The sequence below is a fragment of the Chryseobacterium nakagawai genome (genome assembly GCF_900637665.1).
GTDB lineage: Bacteria > Bacteroidota > Bacteroidia > Flavobacteriales > Weeksellaceae > Chryseobacterium > Chryseobacterium nakagawai.
The window spans coordinates 3,008,470-3,023,382 of record NZ_LR134386.1; the positions used below are offsets into that span (position 1 = coordinate 3,008,470).

The following is a 14,913-nucleotide window of genomic DNA, read 5'->3' on the forward strand; positions in this document are numbered from 1 at the left end:
TTGAGGCTTTTCCTTTTTTCCCGATGCAATTTTGTATTGTCATAAGACCATAGATATATTGATTATTTAAATAAAAGATTTTAAATTTATGTAACATATATCTGATGATCGTCTATCATTAATTAAACATTTTTAAAGCATGAAAAAGTTAATCAGCGTTGTTGTTCTTACTGCCTTTACGCAGTTTTCGGCACAAAAGATCATTCATCAGGAAGTTTTCAGTCCTAAGATGAATAAAAAGATCAAAACCATCATCATCACTCCAAACGTACAACCCAATACAACGTATCCATCTGTATACATTCTTCACGGTTTCAGTGGTAATCCAGACAGAATAATAAAGGAAGATATTCCAGATATCGTTAAGAAAGCTCAAGAATATAAAACCATTTATGTGCTGCCAGACGGAAACTACAGTTCCTGGTATGTAGATAGTCCGATTATTAAAGATTCCCAATATCAAACCTTTATCGGAAAAGAATTGGTTGATTTTATTGATAAAAATTATCCGGTAAAAGCTGAAAAGAAATTCCGAGGAATTTTAGGATGGAGTATGGGTGGCTATGGTGCTACAAATATTGGGATTACCTATAACAAAACCTTTGGGATTGTAGGAAGTTCATGTGGAGCTTTAGATTTTAGTGCTTTCGGAGAAGGCTATAATAAATATATGGTCAATAAGGTACTAGGACCATTAGAATCTATAAATTCTGCTTTTCTAACAGACAGTAAGATCAGATTAATGGCTGCAGCTGATCAACGTTATATTTTTGATTGTGGAACGGAAGATATTCAGATGATCGGACAAAACAGAAAATTCCATACAAAACTTACTGAACAAAAAATACAGCATTTGTACACAGAATCCTTAGGTGCCCATGATACTCAATATTGGAGCCGTTCACTTTCTGAACAACTTACTTTATTCGACAAATATTTAAAATAATACAGATCATTAAAAATCTCATTAAAATCCTTTTTAAGCCTTGTTCTTAAAGAGGATTTTTTCATTCTAAAAAGGATAGTAATTTCAAAATTTGCGGGCTTAACAGATAATTTAATTAAAAAATTAGAGTTATTGCTATTTATTTTTATCTTTGTTTTTAATTATTCCAAATAAGAATAAATAAAAACTAATGAAAATTTATCTTACAAAAACACTCTTCAATCCATTGATCTTCTTCAATATAAACTCAATACACCAAGAGAATAACTCCAAATATCAGTATTAAGAACACTAACTTATATGAATAACTTCTTAAATCCTCCATATAAAACGGCAGGGAAGAGCATGCCTTTGCTTTATGTGAGCAGATTCCTCATCAACCCGCCAATAATAAACAGAAAATTTTAAAAATGTAAAAAAATCACTACAAAAGAAACTTATGAAATTACAACCTAAAAAAATGAAAAACTCTTTACTGTTACAAAAACTCTAATATGAAAACATTTAAAACCCTTATATTACTTTTTACTCTTATCCTGTGTCCTGCCTTTCTTCTGGCACAGCAAAGCGAACGTGTTCATGGGAAAATCTTACTTTCGGAGCAAACTCCTGTAAAAAATGCCATTCTAAGGCTTGTCAATACACCCTATCAGGCCAAAACCAATAACCAGGGAGAATTTTACTTTGATAATGTCACTCCAGGCGAATATACACTTCAGGTTGTTTTAAATGATATCGAACTCATGCGGAAACAGATCAGTATTGAAAAAGATGTCTATGAGATTCCGACGATTCACACTCCTGCACAGAATAATGAGATTGAAGGAATTACGATCTATGCATTCAGCAGAAACAAATTTCTGAATAAAGACAGTACCTCCATCTCAAAAATGCCTTTGAAAAATCTGGAGAATCCACAAGCCTATACAAGTCTCAATCAACAAATCCTAAAGGAGCAGCTTACTTACGATGTCTCTGAAGTTATGAAAAACGTTCCCGGTATGGTAAAAATGCAGGGAAGTCCGGGCAGAGGTTCAGGAGATGGAAGTTTCTACTATAGCCTTAGAGGTTTCCCAACAAAAATATCAATGGTAGACGGAGTTCCTGCCAATACCAACGGAGAAATTGATCCTTCAGATATTGAACGCATTGAAGTGATCAAAGGTCCATCGGGAACTTTATATGGAGGGGCAGTCACTTCTTTTGGAGGGCTTATTAATCTTGTAACGAAAAAGCCTAAAGATTACTTTGGCGGTGAAATTTCCTATTTGTTAGGAAGTTATAATCTAAACAGGGCAACCGTTGATGTTTATGGACCTGTTACAGATTCCAGAAAGACATTATTCCGTTTGAATGCTGCTTATCAGTATCAAAATGGGTTCAGGGATTCGGAGTTCAGAAAGTCTTTCTTTGTTTCACCCTCATTAAGCTATCAGGTAAATGATAAGCTGAAATTTAGCCTTGGGGCTCAGATTTACAATTATGAAGGAACAAATACCCCCATCATTTTCCTGGCAAGAGGAAGGGAATACAAAGCCCATACTCCTGATGAATTGGGCTTTGACTGGAAAAGGTCATATTCTAATAATGATATGACTTTAAAAGCACCCTCTACGAATGTAAAGGCTGAGGTTAATTATAAAATTTCAGACAATTGGAGTTCACAGACTCTCATTTCGCGAAATTACAGAAAAACAGAAGGCTTATATCAATATCAGTTTATCAGAGGGAAAAATAATGATACACAACTAGAACGTAATGTACAATGGCAGAACTCTGAAGCAACATCTACAAGTGTTCAGCAGAATTTCAACGGGCAATTCAACATTGGGAAAATAAAAAATAAGGTTCTTATTGGTTTAGATTATCTAAATCAATCTCTGAACAATAACCATTCACCCATCATTAAATATGACACCATTAATGGGCAAAATCCCGGAGCGAAGTATGGCTTTATCTCCAGAGATCTTGCTTTACAGAAAATACAGGCTTCAAAAGCTGCTCTGACCAGAACTACAACCTCAAGCAATGTCTATGGAGCCTATCTTTCTGATGCTCTCTATATTACAGACAGATTAATTACGTTATTGAGTTTACGTGTGGATCATTATGAAAGCAAAGGACAGCTGGATCTGAATAAAAATACCCGTTCCGGAGATTTCACACAAACAGCATTATCACCTAAGGTAGGAGTTGTTTACCAAATCTTTAAGGATCGTTTATCAGTATATGGAAACTATATGAATGGTTTCAGCTATACACCTCCGGTTAACCAGGAGCTTGCCGATTATACTGGAGTGATGAAACCCCAAAAGGCCAATCAATGGGAAGTAGGATTCAAAGGGAATCTTTGGAAAAACCGTTTAAATTTTACGGTAGGATATTATGATATACAGGTTGATAATATTCAGAGAGTGATTGAGGTCATCAGAAATGGAAAAAGCTTTGGTGCTACCATTCAGGATGGAGAGCAAAGAAGTAAAGGAATCGAAGTAGAGGTCATTGCCAATCCTATTCAGGGGCTTAATATCATAACCGGATATGCATATAATGACAGCAAGTTCGTTAAAGCTGAAGCAACAGTAGACGGAAGACGTCCAGGTTCCGCAGGACCAGCCAATGTGTTTAATTCATGGATAAGTTATACTCTTCAATCCGGTAGTTTACAAGGGCTTGGGTTAGGTTTTGGAGTTAATCGTGTAGGGCATCAGCTCAGCGAAAATAAAACAGACACAGGGAAATTCACTTTCCCAGCTTATACGCTTGTGAATGCATCACTTTCTCTTGAGAAGGAAAGATATAGAATAGGGTTTAAAATGAATAATCTGGGGAATGTTCAGTATTATGCAGGACAAGGAGTAATCGTTGCCCAAATGCCTCGGAATTTTGTTGCAGAGGTGAGTCTTAAATTTTAATCATGAAGCTTACCCTTAGAAAAGCTACCCTTCAATTACACCTATGGCTCGGATTAATATCCGGGCTTATAGTTGTGATTATGGCAGCTACGGGATGTATTCTTGCATTTGAAGAAGAATTAAAACATATCGTATATCCTGACAGACATGTTGTAAAAACCATAGGAAACAAAAAACTATCCCTTTCTGAACTTTCCTTACAAGCTGAAAAAGCACTTCCTGACGGACTTACAATCAAAAGAGTTCAAATCTCTTCTGACCCAACCCGGACTTATGTATTCCGAACTCTTAAAATGGACAATGATGCCCTAACGTATTGGGGAACTTATCTTTATTATTACCGGGTTTATATTGATCCCTATACCGGAAGAGTTCATGAAGTGGAAGATGCCAGACATGATTTTTTTGAAATCGTTCTGGATCTCCACAGAAGGCTATTATTGGGAGAGAAAATAGGAAAAACTATTACAGGATATTCTACACTCATGTTGGTTATTGTTCTTTTTTCGGGACTTATCATATGGTATCCCAAAAAGATGAGTAAAAAGATGTTGAAAGGAATGTTGACCATCAAAACTTCAGCCAGCTGGAAAAGAGTTAATTATGATCTTCATAATGTCTTAGGATTTTATGTTGTAATTCCTTTGGTACTCATCTCTTATTCTGCCATCATCTGGAATTTTGAAAACATAGATAAATGGGTGAAAGATGCTTTAAATGGAAACGCTATTACTGAACAAAAAGCAAAGAGTAGTATTCCTTCAGAGGAATTTACAGACCGTGAAATTATTTTGAACAGCATTGGTAAAAAAGTTGAAAAGGATCTGATTAATAAAAAATCAGCGCTTATTAATTTTCCAAGAACAGATGAAGGTACCTATTATGCAGAACTAACCTATGGAAATAAACAATACCAAAATGAACAATATAATTTTGACCAGTATTCCGGGAAAATCTTAAAACATCAACTATATAAAGATGAAAAAATAGGGTATGGTACTGCCTTAAGGGAAAGAAATTATGATCTGCACACCGGAAGTATCTTCGGAATCACCGGGCGAATCATGTATCTTTTAGCCGGCATTATTGCTACATCACTTCCTATTACGGGAATTATCATTTATTTAAACCGAAAAAAGAAGAAACCAAAGAAAAAATTTCAGATCAACAACCAATAAATACCATCAGCCTCTATAATGATAGAGGCTTTTTTATCTTTATCTAAAATGGAGGATATTCTGGGAAAGGATCTCTATACTTTTATCCATCTCCTCAAAACTCAGATCTCCAAAGCCCAGCCTCATCGCGGTAAGATTTTTATTCTGATAAAGCAGGGTTTTAGGAATAAAAAGATTATCCTGAGCACATTTCCGACTCAGTTGCATCAGATTAATCGGAATATTCCATTCCATCCAGATGGCAAGACCTCCGGAAGGTTTTTCAAAAGCAATCACATCACCAAGGTTTTCTTGGAGCAAAACACTGAAATAATCCCGCCTTTCCTGATAAACTTTTAAGGATTTTTTCAGATAACGGTTGATTTCTCCTTCTTCAATCATTTCGCCCAGTGTTCTTTCCATCAGAATATCACCCTGACGGTCTATAATTCCAAGGTGTTTCCGCATTTCCACCATCAGATTTTCAGGAGCTACAATAAATCCGGTTCTGAATCCCGGCGCCAATGATTTCCCGAAAGATCCTATATAGATCACCATTCCGTTTGTATCAGCACTTGCCAACGGTAAGATTGGACTTTTATCATAATGAAATTCATAATCATAGTCGTCTTCGAGAATAACAAATCCATATTCATTCGCTAAGTCCAGCAGTTCCAGCCTTCGTTGTGCACTTAAAGCTACAGTAGTAGGATAGTGATGGTGTGGAGTAAGATACAGCATCCTTATTTTCTTCTTCTGACAAGCTTCCCTTACACTTTCTACGATAATTCCATCTTCATCAATCGGAAGTGTAACAATATTTACCCCTGCTTTTTGGAAAATCATATTCACAGAAAAATAGCTCAAATCTCCAACAAGAACGGTATCATCTGGAGACAAAAGAATTTCGGAAACAATATAAATACTCATTTCCGTACTTCGGGTAATCAGAAGGTTGTTCTTAGAAATGGGTAATCCACGGGATAAGTTGAGATACCTTGACAAATGCTCTTTAAAAAATTCACTTCCATCATGATTATAATGTCCAAGTCCTTTTTGGCTAGACTTTCTCTTAAGAATAGAACTATAATATCGCGAATGTTGCCCGATTTGGGTAAGTCTGATATCCGGAACCCCATCATTAAAGACATATTCACAATCCGAATGTTCAAAAGGGTTATCCAGAATATTGGAAGTCTTAAAAGTAAAGCCTGTCAATTGGGGATAGTTCTGAAGACTATTATCCTCAAAATCTTTTACTTTAACGGGTTTTTCCTGGTCTTTTCCGATGACAAAAGTTCCTTTGTTAGGAAAACTTTCCACCCAGCCTTGTGCAGACAGTTCATCATATACTGCCACGACTGTATTTCGATGCACATCCAGTATTTCACTAAAAGCTCTCGTTCCGGGAAGTTTTGTACCAAAAGGCAAAAAACCTCTTTGAATCGCATTCACCAATTGATTAGCTATTTGTAAATAGATAGAAGTCTCTGATTTTCTATCTATTTTAATAAAACTTTCATAAGGAATCTTAACCGGACTATCCATAATATAAAAACTGGCACCATAGAACCATCCGGCAATATACTACTTTTGACATCAAAATAAAAATCTATGGAATTTCATCATCTCCTTAAAAAAATAGTGCAGGATGGCAGTATCCATGCCAAATGGCTGAACACCCTTTCCTTTATGGAAAATGCCGGTGCAAGAAAAATATCAAAGTGTGAACATCCGGTAATGGTTACCCTAATTCAGCTGAAACATGCTGCTGAAGAACATCGCCATGCTTATTATCTTAAAAAACAGATCGGAAAAATAGATCCGGAACTTTGCAAAACTTATGAAAATAGAGAGCTGCTGGCTCCCACAGCAACAAGACAATATCTGCATTCATTGGATATTAAAGCCTGCAGATATCTTCAGGGTGTTTTCCGGCTTACAAAAGAAGAACTGAAATATGCTGCTTATCTCTTTGTTACTTATGCTATTGAAGTTCGAGCTGATGAGCTTTATCCGGTTTATCAGGAAATCCTGACAGAAGAATCTTCCAAAATAATGGTAAAATCTATTATCCTGGAAGAAGAAGGTCACCTCGAAGAAATGATTCATCAGCTTAATGAATTCTCTGAAGACTGGCAATTACATGCAGATCATATTCTGGAAATAGAAAAGGACCTGCACCAGCAATGGATTAATGCTATTACGGAAGAAGTAGCTCAATTGAATTATGCTTAAAAACATCAATCGCTTTCAGGAGGAACTCTACAAAAGAGAACAGAACGGAACATTAAGAACTTTAAAGCCAAAAGCTGAAGGGATTGATTTCTACTCTAACGATTATTTGGGATTAGCAAAAAATAAGGAACTCCAAAAGATAATATTGGAGAAAATCAATGAATGTCCTCAATTGCTTTCAGGAAGTACAGGCTCCAGATTGATTAGCGGAAACAGCGGAATAACAGATTTTACAGAGCGTTTTATCGCTGAAAAACATCAGTTTCCTTCTGCATTGCTTTTTCCTTCCGGTTATAATGCCAATTTAGCGTTGTTTTCAACGCTTCCCAACCGTCATGATATGATTATTGTGGATGAACAGATTCATCGTTCCGTACATGACGCTTGTAAAATGTCAAATGTCCGAAAATTAAAATTCAGGCATAATGATCCGGAACACCTGGAAAGCATTTTAAAAAAACAGGAAGGACATTGTTATATCGCTATTGAAAGCCTTTACTCCATGGAAGGAGATATTGCCCCAATCAAAGAGATCGCTGCACTGGCAAAGAAATATGAAGCCGGTTTAATCGTTGATGAAGCTCATGCTTTTGGAGTTTTTGGATATGGATTGGTAGAAAGATATGGCTTAAAGGATCAGGTTACAGCCAATGTAATCACTTATGGCAAAGCATTGGGTGCTCATGGTGCTGCCATCCTTTGCAATGACACTTTAAAGTCTTATCTGGTTAATTTTGCATCTCCTTTTATTTATACTACTTCCGCACAGGACTTCCAATGGATGAGGATCAAAACAGGATATGATTTTTTAGAAAATAATCAACAGTTATCCATACGCCTTCAGGAAAATATAAAAACATTCCGGAGCCAGGGATTAGCATCTCCATCTTCTGTAATAAGTCCGGTTCAGGCCATTATCATTCCCGATAATCAGAAACTAAAGTCTTTACAGAAAGAACTATCAGATGAAGGATTCTTAACCTATGCCATATACAGCCCAACGGTAAAAGAAGGAAGTGAAAGACTCCGGATCTGTCTCCACAGCTTCAATACAGAAGAGGAGATCATCAAACTCACAGGAATTATCAAAGATTTCATGTAAAGAAAGTTATAAAATATTGTTTTACACTTCGTATTACAAAACCCTAGAAACCTAATGAAACTATTTATAACAGGAATAGGAACCGAAATTGGAAAAACCGTCTGTTCCGCCATTTTAGTGCAATATTTCAAAGCTGATTACTGGAAGCCCATACAATCAGGAGATCTGCATTATTCAGACAGTCATAAAATTGAAATCTGGACAGACCATACATTCTGCCATCCTGAAACGTACCGCCTCCAATTGGCTGCTTCTCCACACCAATCCGCAAGAGAAGAAAACATACAAATCAATCTTGATACGTTCCAATTGCCGGAAACTCAAAATTCTTTAATCGTAGAAGGAGCAGGAGGACTTATGGTTCCGCTTTCAGATGATACTTTTATGATTGATCTGATTGAAAAGTTAAAACTTCCCGCTGCATTGGTTGTGAGAAACTATTTAGGTTGTATCAATCATACCTTACTATCAATAATAGCCCTAAAGCAAAGAAATATCCCACTGGAATACCTGGTTTTCAACGGAGATTTCCCAGAAGATACAGAAAGAGTAATCTCTAATTTCATCACAGAAGAAACAAAAATTATCAAAATTCCTGAAATCGAAAGTACGGATAAGGAACATATCACAACAACTGCAAAACAATTAAAAATAACAAAACTATGATAATGGATAGAACAAAAATCAGAAACAACTGGACCAAAGAAGAAATAGAAGAAATTTATCATTTACCGCTTATGGAACTTATTTATAAAGCGGCAACCGTACACCGTGAATGGCATGATCCATCCGAAGTACAGATCTCCACTTTATTATCAATCAAAACCGGAGGCTGTCCCGAAGATTGTTCATACTGTGGACAAGCAGCGCGTTATCATACGAATATCAAAGTACAAGCTTTGTTACCTACTGAAACGGTAATTGCTCATGCTCAAAAAGCAAAAGACAGCGGCTCATCCCGTTTCTGTATGGCTGCTGCATGGCGTGAGGTACGTAACAACCGTGATTTTGACAGGGTTATCGATATGGTAAAAGGAGTAAATGAACTTGGCCTGGAGGTATGCTGTACACTGGGAATGCTGACTGAAGAACAGGCTATAAGGCTTCAGGAAGCAGGATTATATGCATACAACCACAATCTTGATACTTCTGAGCAGTATTATGAAGAAATCATTTCCACCAGAACATTTGATAATAGAATCAATACGATCAATAATGTTCGAAAAGCGGGAATCACGGTATGTTCAGGAGGAATCATCGGACTTGGAGAAACACACAGAGATAGAATTTCCATGTTACTCACTTTAGCGACAATGCCTAAACATCCGGAATCAGTTCCTATCAATGCATTGGCTAGAGTAGAAGGAACTCCGTTGGAAGATAACGAGAAAGTGGATACCTGGGAAATGGTAAGAATGATTGCTACCGCAAGGATTGTAATGCCTTCTTCTATGGTAAGGTTGAGCGCAGGACGTATAGAGATGACCGAAACAGAACAGGCATGGTGCTTCATGGCAGGTGCAAACTCTATCTTCACAGGAGAAAGAGAAACATTACTGGTAACTCCTAATCCCGGAGTTTCTGAAGACATGCAAATGCTGGAAACCCTTGGGTTAAAACCAATGATGAAAAAAGAAACCTGCTGTTAAACAATTATCAATGAGATGGTAGAGTTTCTGGGTTTTAATACAAAGCATCTTTTATAGAGCCTTTGCAAACGTTGCATTAAAAACAGAAACTCTTATCTCAAAATCATCAATATATGGATACAATAACACCAACAAACCTCCAACAAAGAGATAAAGCCGTCAACTGGCATCCTTATACGCAAATGAAGTCTGCTGACAATATCATTCCTATTGTAAGTGGAAAGGGCCTTTATCTTTATGACAATGAAGGTAAAAAATATATGGATGTGGTTTCTTCATGGTGGGTAACCCTGCATGGACATTCACATCCTTATATTGCTCAACGCCTATTTGAACAACTTAATACCTTGGAACAGGTTATTTTTGCCGGATTTACCCATGAGCCCGCTACTCAGCTTTCAGAGAATTTATTGAAGCTTTTACCCGACAATCAGAAAAAAGTGTTCTATTCTGACAATGGATCTACCGCTGTGGAAGTAGCTTTGAAAATGTGTATTCAATATGCTCACAATCAGGGAAAAGAAAAAACCAAAATCCTTGCTTTTAAAAACGCCTACCACGGTGATACCTTCGGAGCAATGTCTGTAAGTGGAAAAAGCTATTGGACGAAACCTTTTGAAAGCAGACTGTTTGAAGTCGTTTTCATTGATACTCCTACTCCAGAAAACCTGCAAAATTTACAATCACAAATTGAAGCTATTGCTGATGAGGTAGCTTGTTTTATTTATGAACCTTTAGTTCAGGGGGCAGCAGGAATGCTTATGTATAATGCAGAAGATCTCAATACCCTGATGAAATTCTGCAGAAAACAGAAAATTCTGATGATTCAGGATGAGGTTTTTACAGGGTTCGGAAGAACCGGGAAGCTTTTCGCGGCCAATTATCTTACCGAACAACCGGATATCATGTGTTTTTCAAAAGGACTGACTGGGGGAACCATGCCTATGGGAATTACAACATCTTCCAAAGCAATTTATGATGCTTTCTGGTCTGATGACAAACATAAAACCTTATTCCATGGACATTCATTTACAGCCAATCCTTTAGCCTGTACCGCAGCTTTGGCCAGTATGGAATTATTACTAAAAAAAGAAACCCTAATGAATATTAAACGTATCTCCCAACAGCATTCAGCGTTTGTAAAAGTTTTGACTGAACATCCTAAGGTTGAAAATGCCCGCCAGATCGGAACTATTTTGGCTTTTGATTTTAAAACCGGACAGGGAACTTCTTATTTTAATGAAATCGGAAAAAAACTTTATAATGAGTTTTTACAAAGGGAAATTATTATGCGGCCTTTAGGAAATGTTCTTTATCTGGTGCCTCCTTATTGTATTTCTACAGAAGAACTGGATACAGTCTACCACAATATTCTTGAAGTTTTGGATCTGTTTAAAGATTAAAAGCCATTCTAAGAATTTAATTCATTTCCCCAGGCATGAAGCTCAAAAAGGATAGGTCCCAGCTTTTGTCCTTTCTCTGTCAGTTGATAATAGACTTCCGGAGGAAAATTATACACTTCAATTCGTTGAACAATATGATCTTCCTCCAGTTGTTTAAGCTGTTCTGCAAGAACTTTTTTGGATACTCTTGGCATATTCCGCCATAATTCCACAAAACGGACCTGATTTTCTTCAAAAAGATTATGGAGGATTAATGGTTTCCATTTTCCCGAAAGAATATTCAGACTTCTTCTCAGCCCACAGTTTTTAAACTCTTCAAAATTCATAGGTTACTTAGATGTAAATGAATAACCTTTTGGTAACCTTCGATTGTTTTGCCTTAGTTAACCAATAGATTTGCTTTACAAACTTAAGCAAATGAAATTACAATTATGGCGCAATGCAACATTGCTATTGACTATTGGTGACCTCTCCATTCTGGTTGATCCGATGCTTGGAAAAAAAGGTTCTTTGGGAAAATTCCCAATGACAGATAATGAATTACTGAATCCTTTGCTGGATCTTCCTTTCAGCCGGGAAGATTTAATCAAAAAGCTACAGATGGTAGATGCAGTTGCCATTACTCATTTACATCCGGATCATTGGGATTCTGCAGCCATAGAGATGATTGATAAACAAACAGTAATTCTCTGTCCTTCTGTGATTTCAGATCAGATCGAAAAACAGGGTTTTCAGAATGTTATCGCAGTCAACGAGCACCTTCTTTGGAACAATATTGATATCTCCTTAACAAAAGGACAACATGGAACCGGAGAAATTGGCGATAAAATGGGAGTAGTCAACGGATTTGTTCTTAAAAAAGACAATCAATCCGTTTATATTGTGGGAGACAGTATCTGGTATGATGATATCGCAAAAGAAATTGAAAAACACCAGCCTAGGCATATTATTGTAGCAGGAGGTGCCGCTACATTTTCTGTAGGAGATCCTATTATTATGACTAGTGAAGACATTTTCAAAGTCTGCGAACATGCTCCGGAATCAAAAGTTTGGGTAACCCACTTGGAAGCTGTAAGCCACTGCAAAGAGGACAGGGCATTTATTCAGGAAAAGATTTATGAAAAAGAATATGAAAATCAATGCTTCATTCCTGAAGATGGTGAAGAAATAAATTTGTCCATTTATTAGAATAATCTGATTACAGGAGAAAGTATTTCCTTTTTAAAACTGGGTTTTCAATAAAAAATGAGGCTTTTCAAATAGAAAAAGCCTCATTTTATTTACAATTAAAACTAAGAACAATTAATCCTCTACACATTTATTTCTCGCAGCCCTCAATCCAAAGTAAAGCATAATCAATACTGCAATGCTCAGAAAATAGAATGAAGTATTCCAGGAAATATCCCAATCATGCAGCTTCCCAAATACCGGAGGCCCGAATGCAGCAATCAGATACCCTACAGACTGCGCCATTCCGGAAATTTTCACTGCATTGATGCTGCTTTTCGTTCTTGTAGAGAAAAACAGAATGGATAAACTGAAAGACAATCCATTGGAAATCCCGATAATGACAGCATTTACATAGATCCATTGAGATTTCAGAAAGACAAACATCATGGTACTTCCAAACATTAGAGCACATATAAACAGAATCATAATTCTTTGATCCTTCATTTTACTGGCAATGATCGGGCAGCAGAAGGTGATAGGAATCATAGTGATCTGAATGACAAAAAGGACCCATCCCGAGCTTTCACCCGGCATATTGTAATCGGTAAGGAATGAAGGTAACCAGGCAACCATACAGTAATAAAACAAGGATTGTAATCCCATAAAAATACTGATATTCCATGCCTGGGAAGACTTAAACATATTAAAATCAGAAGTTGCCAAAGCCGTTTTAGGCTGGTTAGAATTCTTTTTGTTAAATAAAATTTCAAGAATCAATACGACAAATCCAAGTGCGGCAATCACCAGCCATATACCCAGAGAGCCACGCCATCCAAATCCGGTCCATTCACCGATTCTCACACTAAAACCGGAAGCCAAAGCAGCTGTAAGGTTCATAGAAACAGCAAAAATCCCTGTCATTAAACCAATTTGTTTCGGAAAATTATTCTTAACATATCCGGGAGTCACTACATTTCCGATACAAATTCCCAAACCGATAAATACCGAGCCAATAAACAACAGCCAAAGTGAGCCTGAAATTCTCAGAAATAATCCAAAACTTAAAATAATTAATGAATACATCAACAGTTTGCTGATTCCGAACTTATTAGAAAACCTGCTGACCAAAACAGAGCAGACCGCAAACATAAAAAGTGGAATAGAGGTTAAAAGACTCACCTGAAAATTATCCAGCTTCAAAGCATCTCTTACATCTCCAAGTACCGGAGATACAGCAACAATAGGAGATCGAAGATTGCTGGAAATTAATATAACCACCAACACATTCAGAATCATTAAAACATAAGACGCATTCTTTTTAACTTCGTTCTTCATCATATTAAAAACTTTTGCACAAAATTAGCATAGTAATTTTGTTTAATTTTGCCAAAGTTTTAACCTGAAACGACATGAATGCTAACGACAGTATAAAAATAGATGACCTTAATAAACCCTATTTTGTATGGTTTGAAGAAAACTGGATTCATGATAATGTTCTCCATCAGCATGAAAAGGGCCAATTGGTATACGTAGAAAGCGGATTTCAGTATATCACCATTGAAGAACGTATTTATCTTCTTCCTCAAAACCATGCAGCCTGGATACCTCCGAATGCCATTCATAAAACTAATTCCCATTCTGAAAAGATCAAATTGATGATTATGTTTGCAGACACAGATCAGAAGAATTCATTTTATGATGAGGTGAATGTATTTTCTGTTCCTTCCGTATTGAGAGAAATGATAAAATATGCTGAAAAATGGTCCAAACTGATGAAAATGGATAGGGATGAAATGGTATTCTTAAAAGCGTTGTTTAATGAGCTCCCTCATTTTGTAGAACATTCCCTGAAACTTCATCTCTGCCTGCCTAAAGATAAACGCTTAGAAAAAGTCATTGAACACCTTCATCATTATTACAATACAGAGATCAAAATAGAAGGGCTGGGAGAATTAGCACTGTTGTCTTCCCGAAGTCTGGAACGCATATTTAAAAAGGAAACCGGTCTTACCTTGAGTAAATATCAGCAAATGCTTCGTATCATTAAAAGCCTTGAACTTTTGAGCTCAGGAAATCTGACCATTTCAGAAACAGCGTATGAAGTAGGGTATAAGAGTGTACAGGCTTACACTAGAAGTTTCCAGGCGGTGATGCAGTTCAGACCTACGGATTTTATGAAAAACATTAACTTAGGTATAGGAAAAGGGATTTATTAATATCATTAAAGCACCGTATTCGTCTATATAAAAGAATTTATAAGCTTTATTTTATAAATAATTCCCATTTTACTCATTTATCATATCCGTAACTGATTCTTTATTATACAGCTTATA

At 36.5% G+C, this 14,913-nt stretch carries 13 protein-coding genes; 10 read left to right on the forward strand and 3 right to left on the reverse strand.

Annotated elements, in window-relative coordinates; all coding sequences use genetic code 11:
• Nucleotides 1-139: 139 nt before the first annotated feature.
• The 3 genes from EL260_RS13615 (at nt 140) to EL260_RS13625 (ending at nt 5,039) form a co-directional block, all read left to right on the forward strand.
• Entirely contained in the window at nt 140-946 is an 807-nt protein-coding gene (locus EL260_RS13615) for an alpha/beta hydrolase (RefSeq protein WP_123855868.1), read from the forward strand.
• A gap of 494 nt (nt 947-1,440) precedes the next feature.
• Nucleotides 1,441-3,861 (forward strand): TonB-dependent receptor, encoded by a 2,421-nt coding sequence (locus EL260_RS13620; protein ID WP_123855869.1) that lies wholly within the window; start codon nt 1,441-1,443, stop codon nt 3,859-3,861.
• Nucleotides 3,862-3,863: 2 nt separating this feature from the next.
• Complete coding sequence (locus EL260_RS13625; protein WP_123855870.1) at nt 3,864-5,039, forward strand: PepSY-associated TM helix domain-containing protein; 1,176 nt, start codon at nt 3,864-3,866, stop codon at nt 5,037-5,039.
• Nucleotides 5,040-5,078: 39 nt separating this feature from the next.
• On the opposite strand, the gene EL260_RS13630 is transcribed toward EL260_RS13625, so the two are convergent.
• A complete protein-coding gene (locus tag EL260_RS13630) occupies nt 5,079-6,566 on the reverse strand; it encodes an aminotransferase-like domain-containing protein (protein ID WP_123855871.1) in 1,488 nt (495 codons plus the stop codon).
• Between the two features lie 66 nt (nt 6,567-6,632).
• Here EL260_RS13630 and EL260_RS13635 point away from each other — a divergent pair, with 66 nt between their 5' ends.
• The 5 genes from EL260_RS13635 to bioA all read left to right on the forward strand — a co-directional run bounded on the left by EL260_RS13635 (nt 6,633) and on the right by bioA (nt 11,410).
• Nucleotides 6,633-7,256, forward strand: a complete 624-nt coding sequence (locus EL260_RS13635) for a hypothetical protein (RefSeq protein ID WP_123855872.1) — start codon at nt 6,633-6,635, stop codon at nt 7,254-7,256.
• Complete coding sequence (locus tag EL260_RS13640; RefSeq protein ID WP_123855873.1) at nt 7,249-8,358, forward strand: aminotransferase class I/II-fold pyridoxal phosphate-dependent enzyme; 1,110 nt, start codon at nt 7,249-7,251, stop codon at nt 8,356-8,358. The genes EL260_RS13635 and EL260_RS13640 overlap by 8 nt, the downstream gene beginning before the upstream one ends.
• A gap of 54 nt (nt 8,359-8,412) precedes the next feature.
• Nucleotides 8,413-9,024 carry a dethiobiotin synthase gene (gene bioD / locus EL260_RS13645; RefSeq protein WP_123855874.1) on the forward strand — a complete coding sequence of 204 codons (612 nt, stop codon included), beginning with the start codon at nt 8,413-8,415 and terminating at the stop codon, nt 9,022-9,024.
• Nucleotides 9,021-10,007 carry a biotin synthase BioB gene (gene bioB, locus EL260_RS13650; RefSeq protein ID WP_123855875.1) on the forward strand — a complete coding sequence of 329 codons (987 nt, stop codon included), beginning with the start codon at nt 9,021-9,023 and terminating at the stop codon, nt 10,005-10,007. Before bioD ends, bioB begins: the two co-directional genes overlap by 4 nt.
• A gap of 113 nt (nt 10,008-10,120) precedes the next feature.
• The gene (bioA, locus tag EL260_RS13655) at nt 10,121-11,410 is read left to right on the forward strand and encodes an adenosylmethionine--8-amino-7-oxononanoate transaminase (RefSeq protein WP_123855876.1); all 1,290 of its coding nucleotides are present in this window, start codon (nt 10,121-10,123) and stop codon (nt 11,408-11,410) included.
• Nucleotides 11,411-11,418: 8 nt separating this feature from the next.
• On the opposite strand, the gene EL260_RS13660 is transcribed toward bioA, so the two are convergent.
• A complete protein-coding gene (locus tag EL260_RS13660) occupies nt 11,419-11,736 on the reverse strand; it encodes a winged helix-turn-helix transcriptional regulator (protein WP_123855877.1) in 318 nt (105 codons plus the stop codon).
• A 91-nt stretch (nt 11,737-11,827) separates the two neighbouring features.
• Here EL260_RS13660 and EL260_RS13665 point away from each other — a divergent pair, with 91 nt between their 5' ends.
• Complete coding sequence (locus EL260_RS13665) at nt 11,828-12,598, forward strand: MBL fold metallo-hydrolase (protein WP_123855878.1); 771 nt, start codon at nt 11,828-11,830, stop codon at nt 12,596-12,598.
• A 114-nt stretch (nt 12,599-12,712) separates the two neighbouring features.
• Here the strand turns inward: EL260_RS13665 and EL260_RS13670 are convergent, their stop codons facing one another.
• Nucleotides 12,713-13,918 carry a CynX/NimT family MFS transporter gene (locus tag EL260_RS13670; RefSeq protein WP_228445453.1) on the reverse strand — a complete coding sequence of 402 codons (1,206 nt, stop codon included), beginning with the start codon at nt 13,916-13,918 and terminating at the stop codon, nt 12,713-12,715.
• 71 nt (nt 13,919-13,989) lie between these two features.
• Between EL260_RS13670 and EL260_RS13675 the strand changes: the two genes are divergently transcribed.
• The gene (locus EL260_RS13675) at nt 13,990-14,796 is read left to right on the forward strand and encodes an AraC family transcriptional regulator (RefSeq protein ID WP_123855879.1); all 807 of its coding nucleotides are present in this window, start codon (nt 13,990-13,992) and stop codon (nt 14,794-14,796) included.
• Nucleotides 14,797-14,913 lie beyond the last annotated feature (117 nt).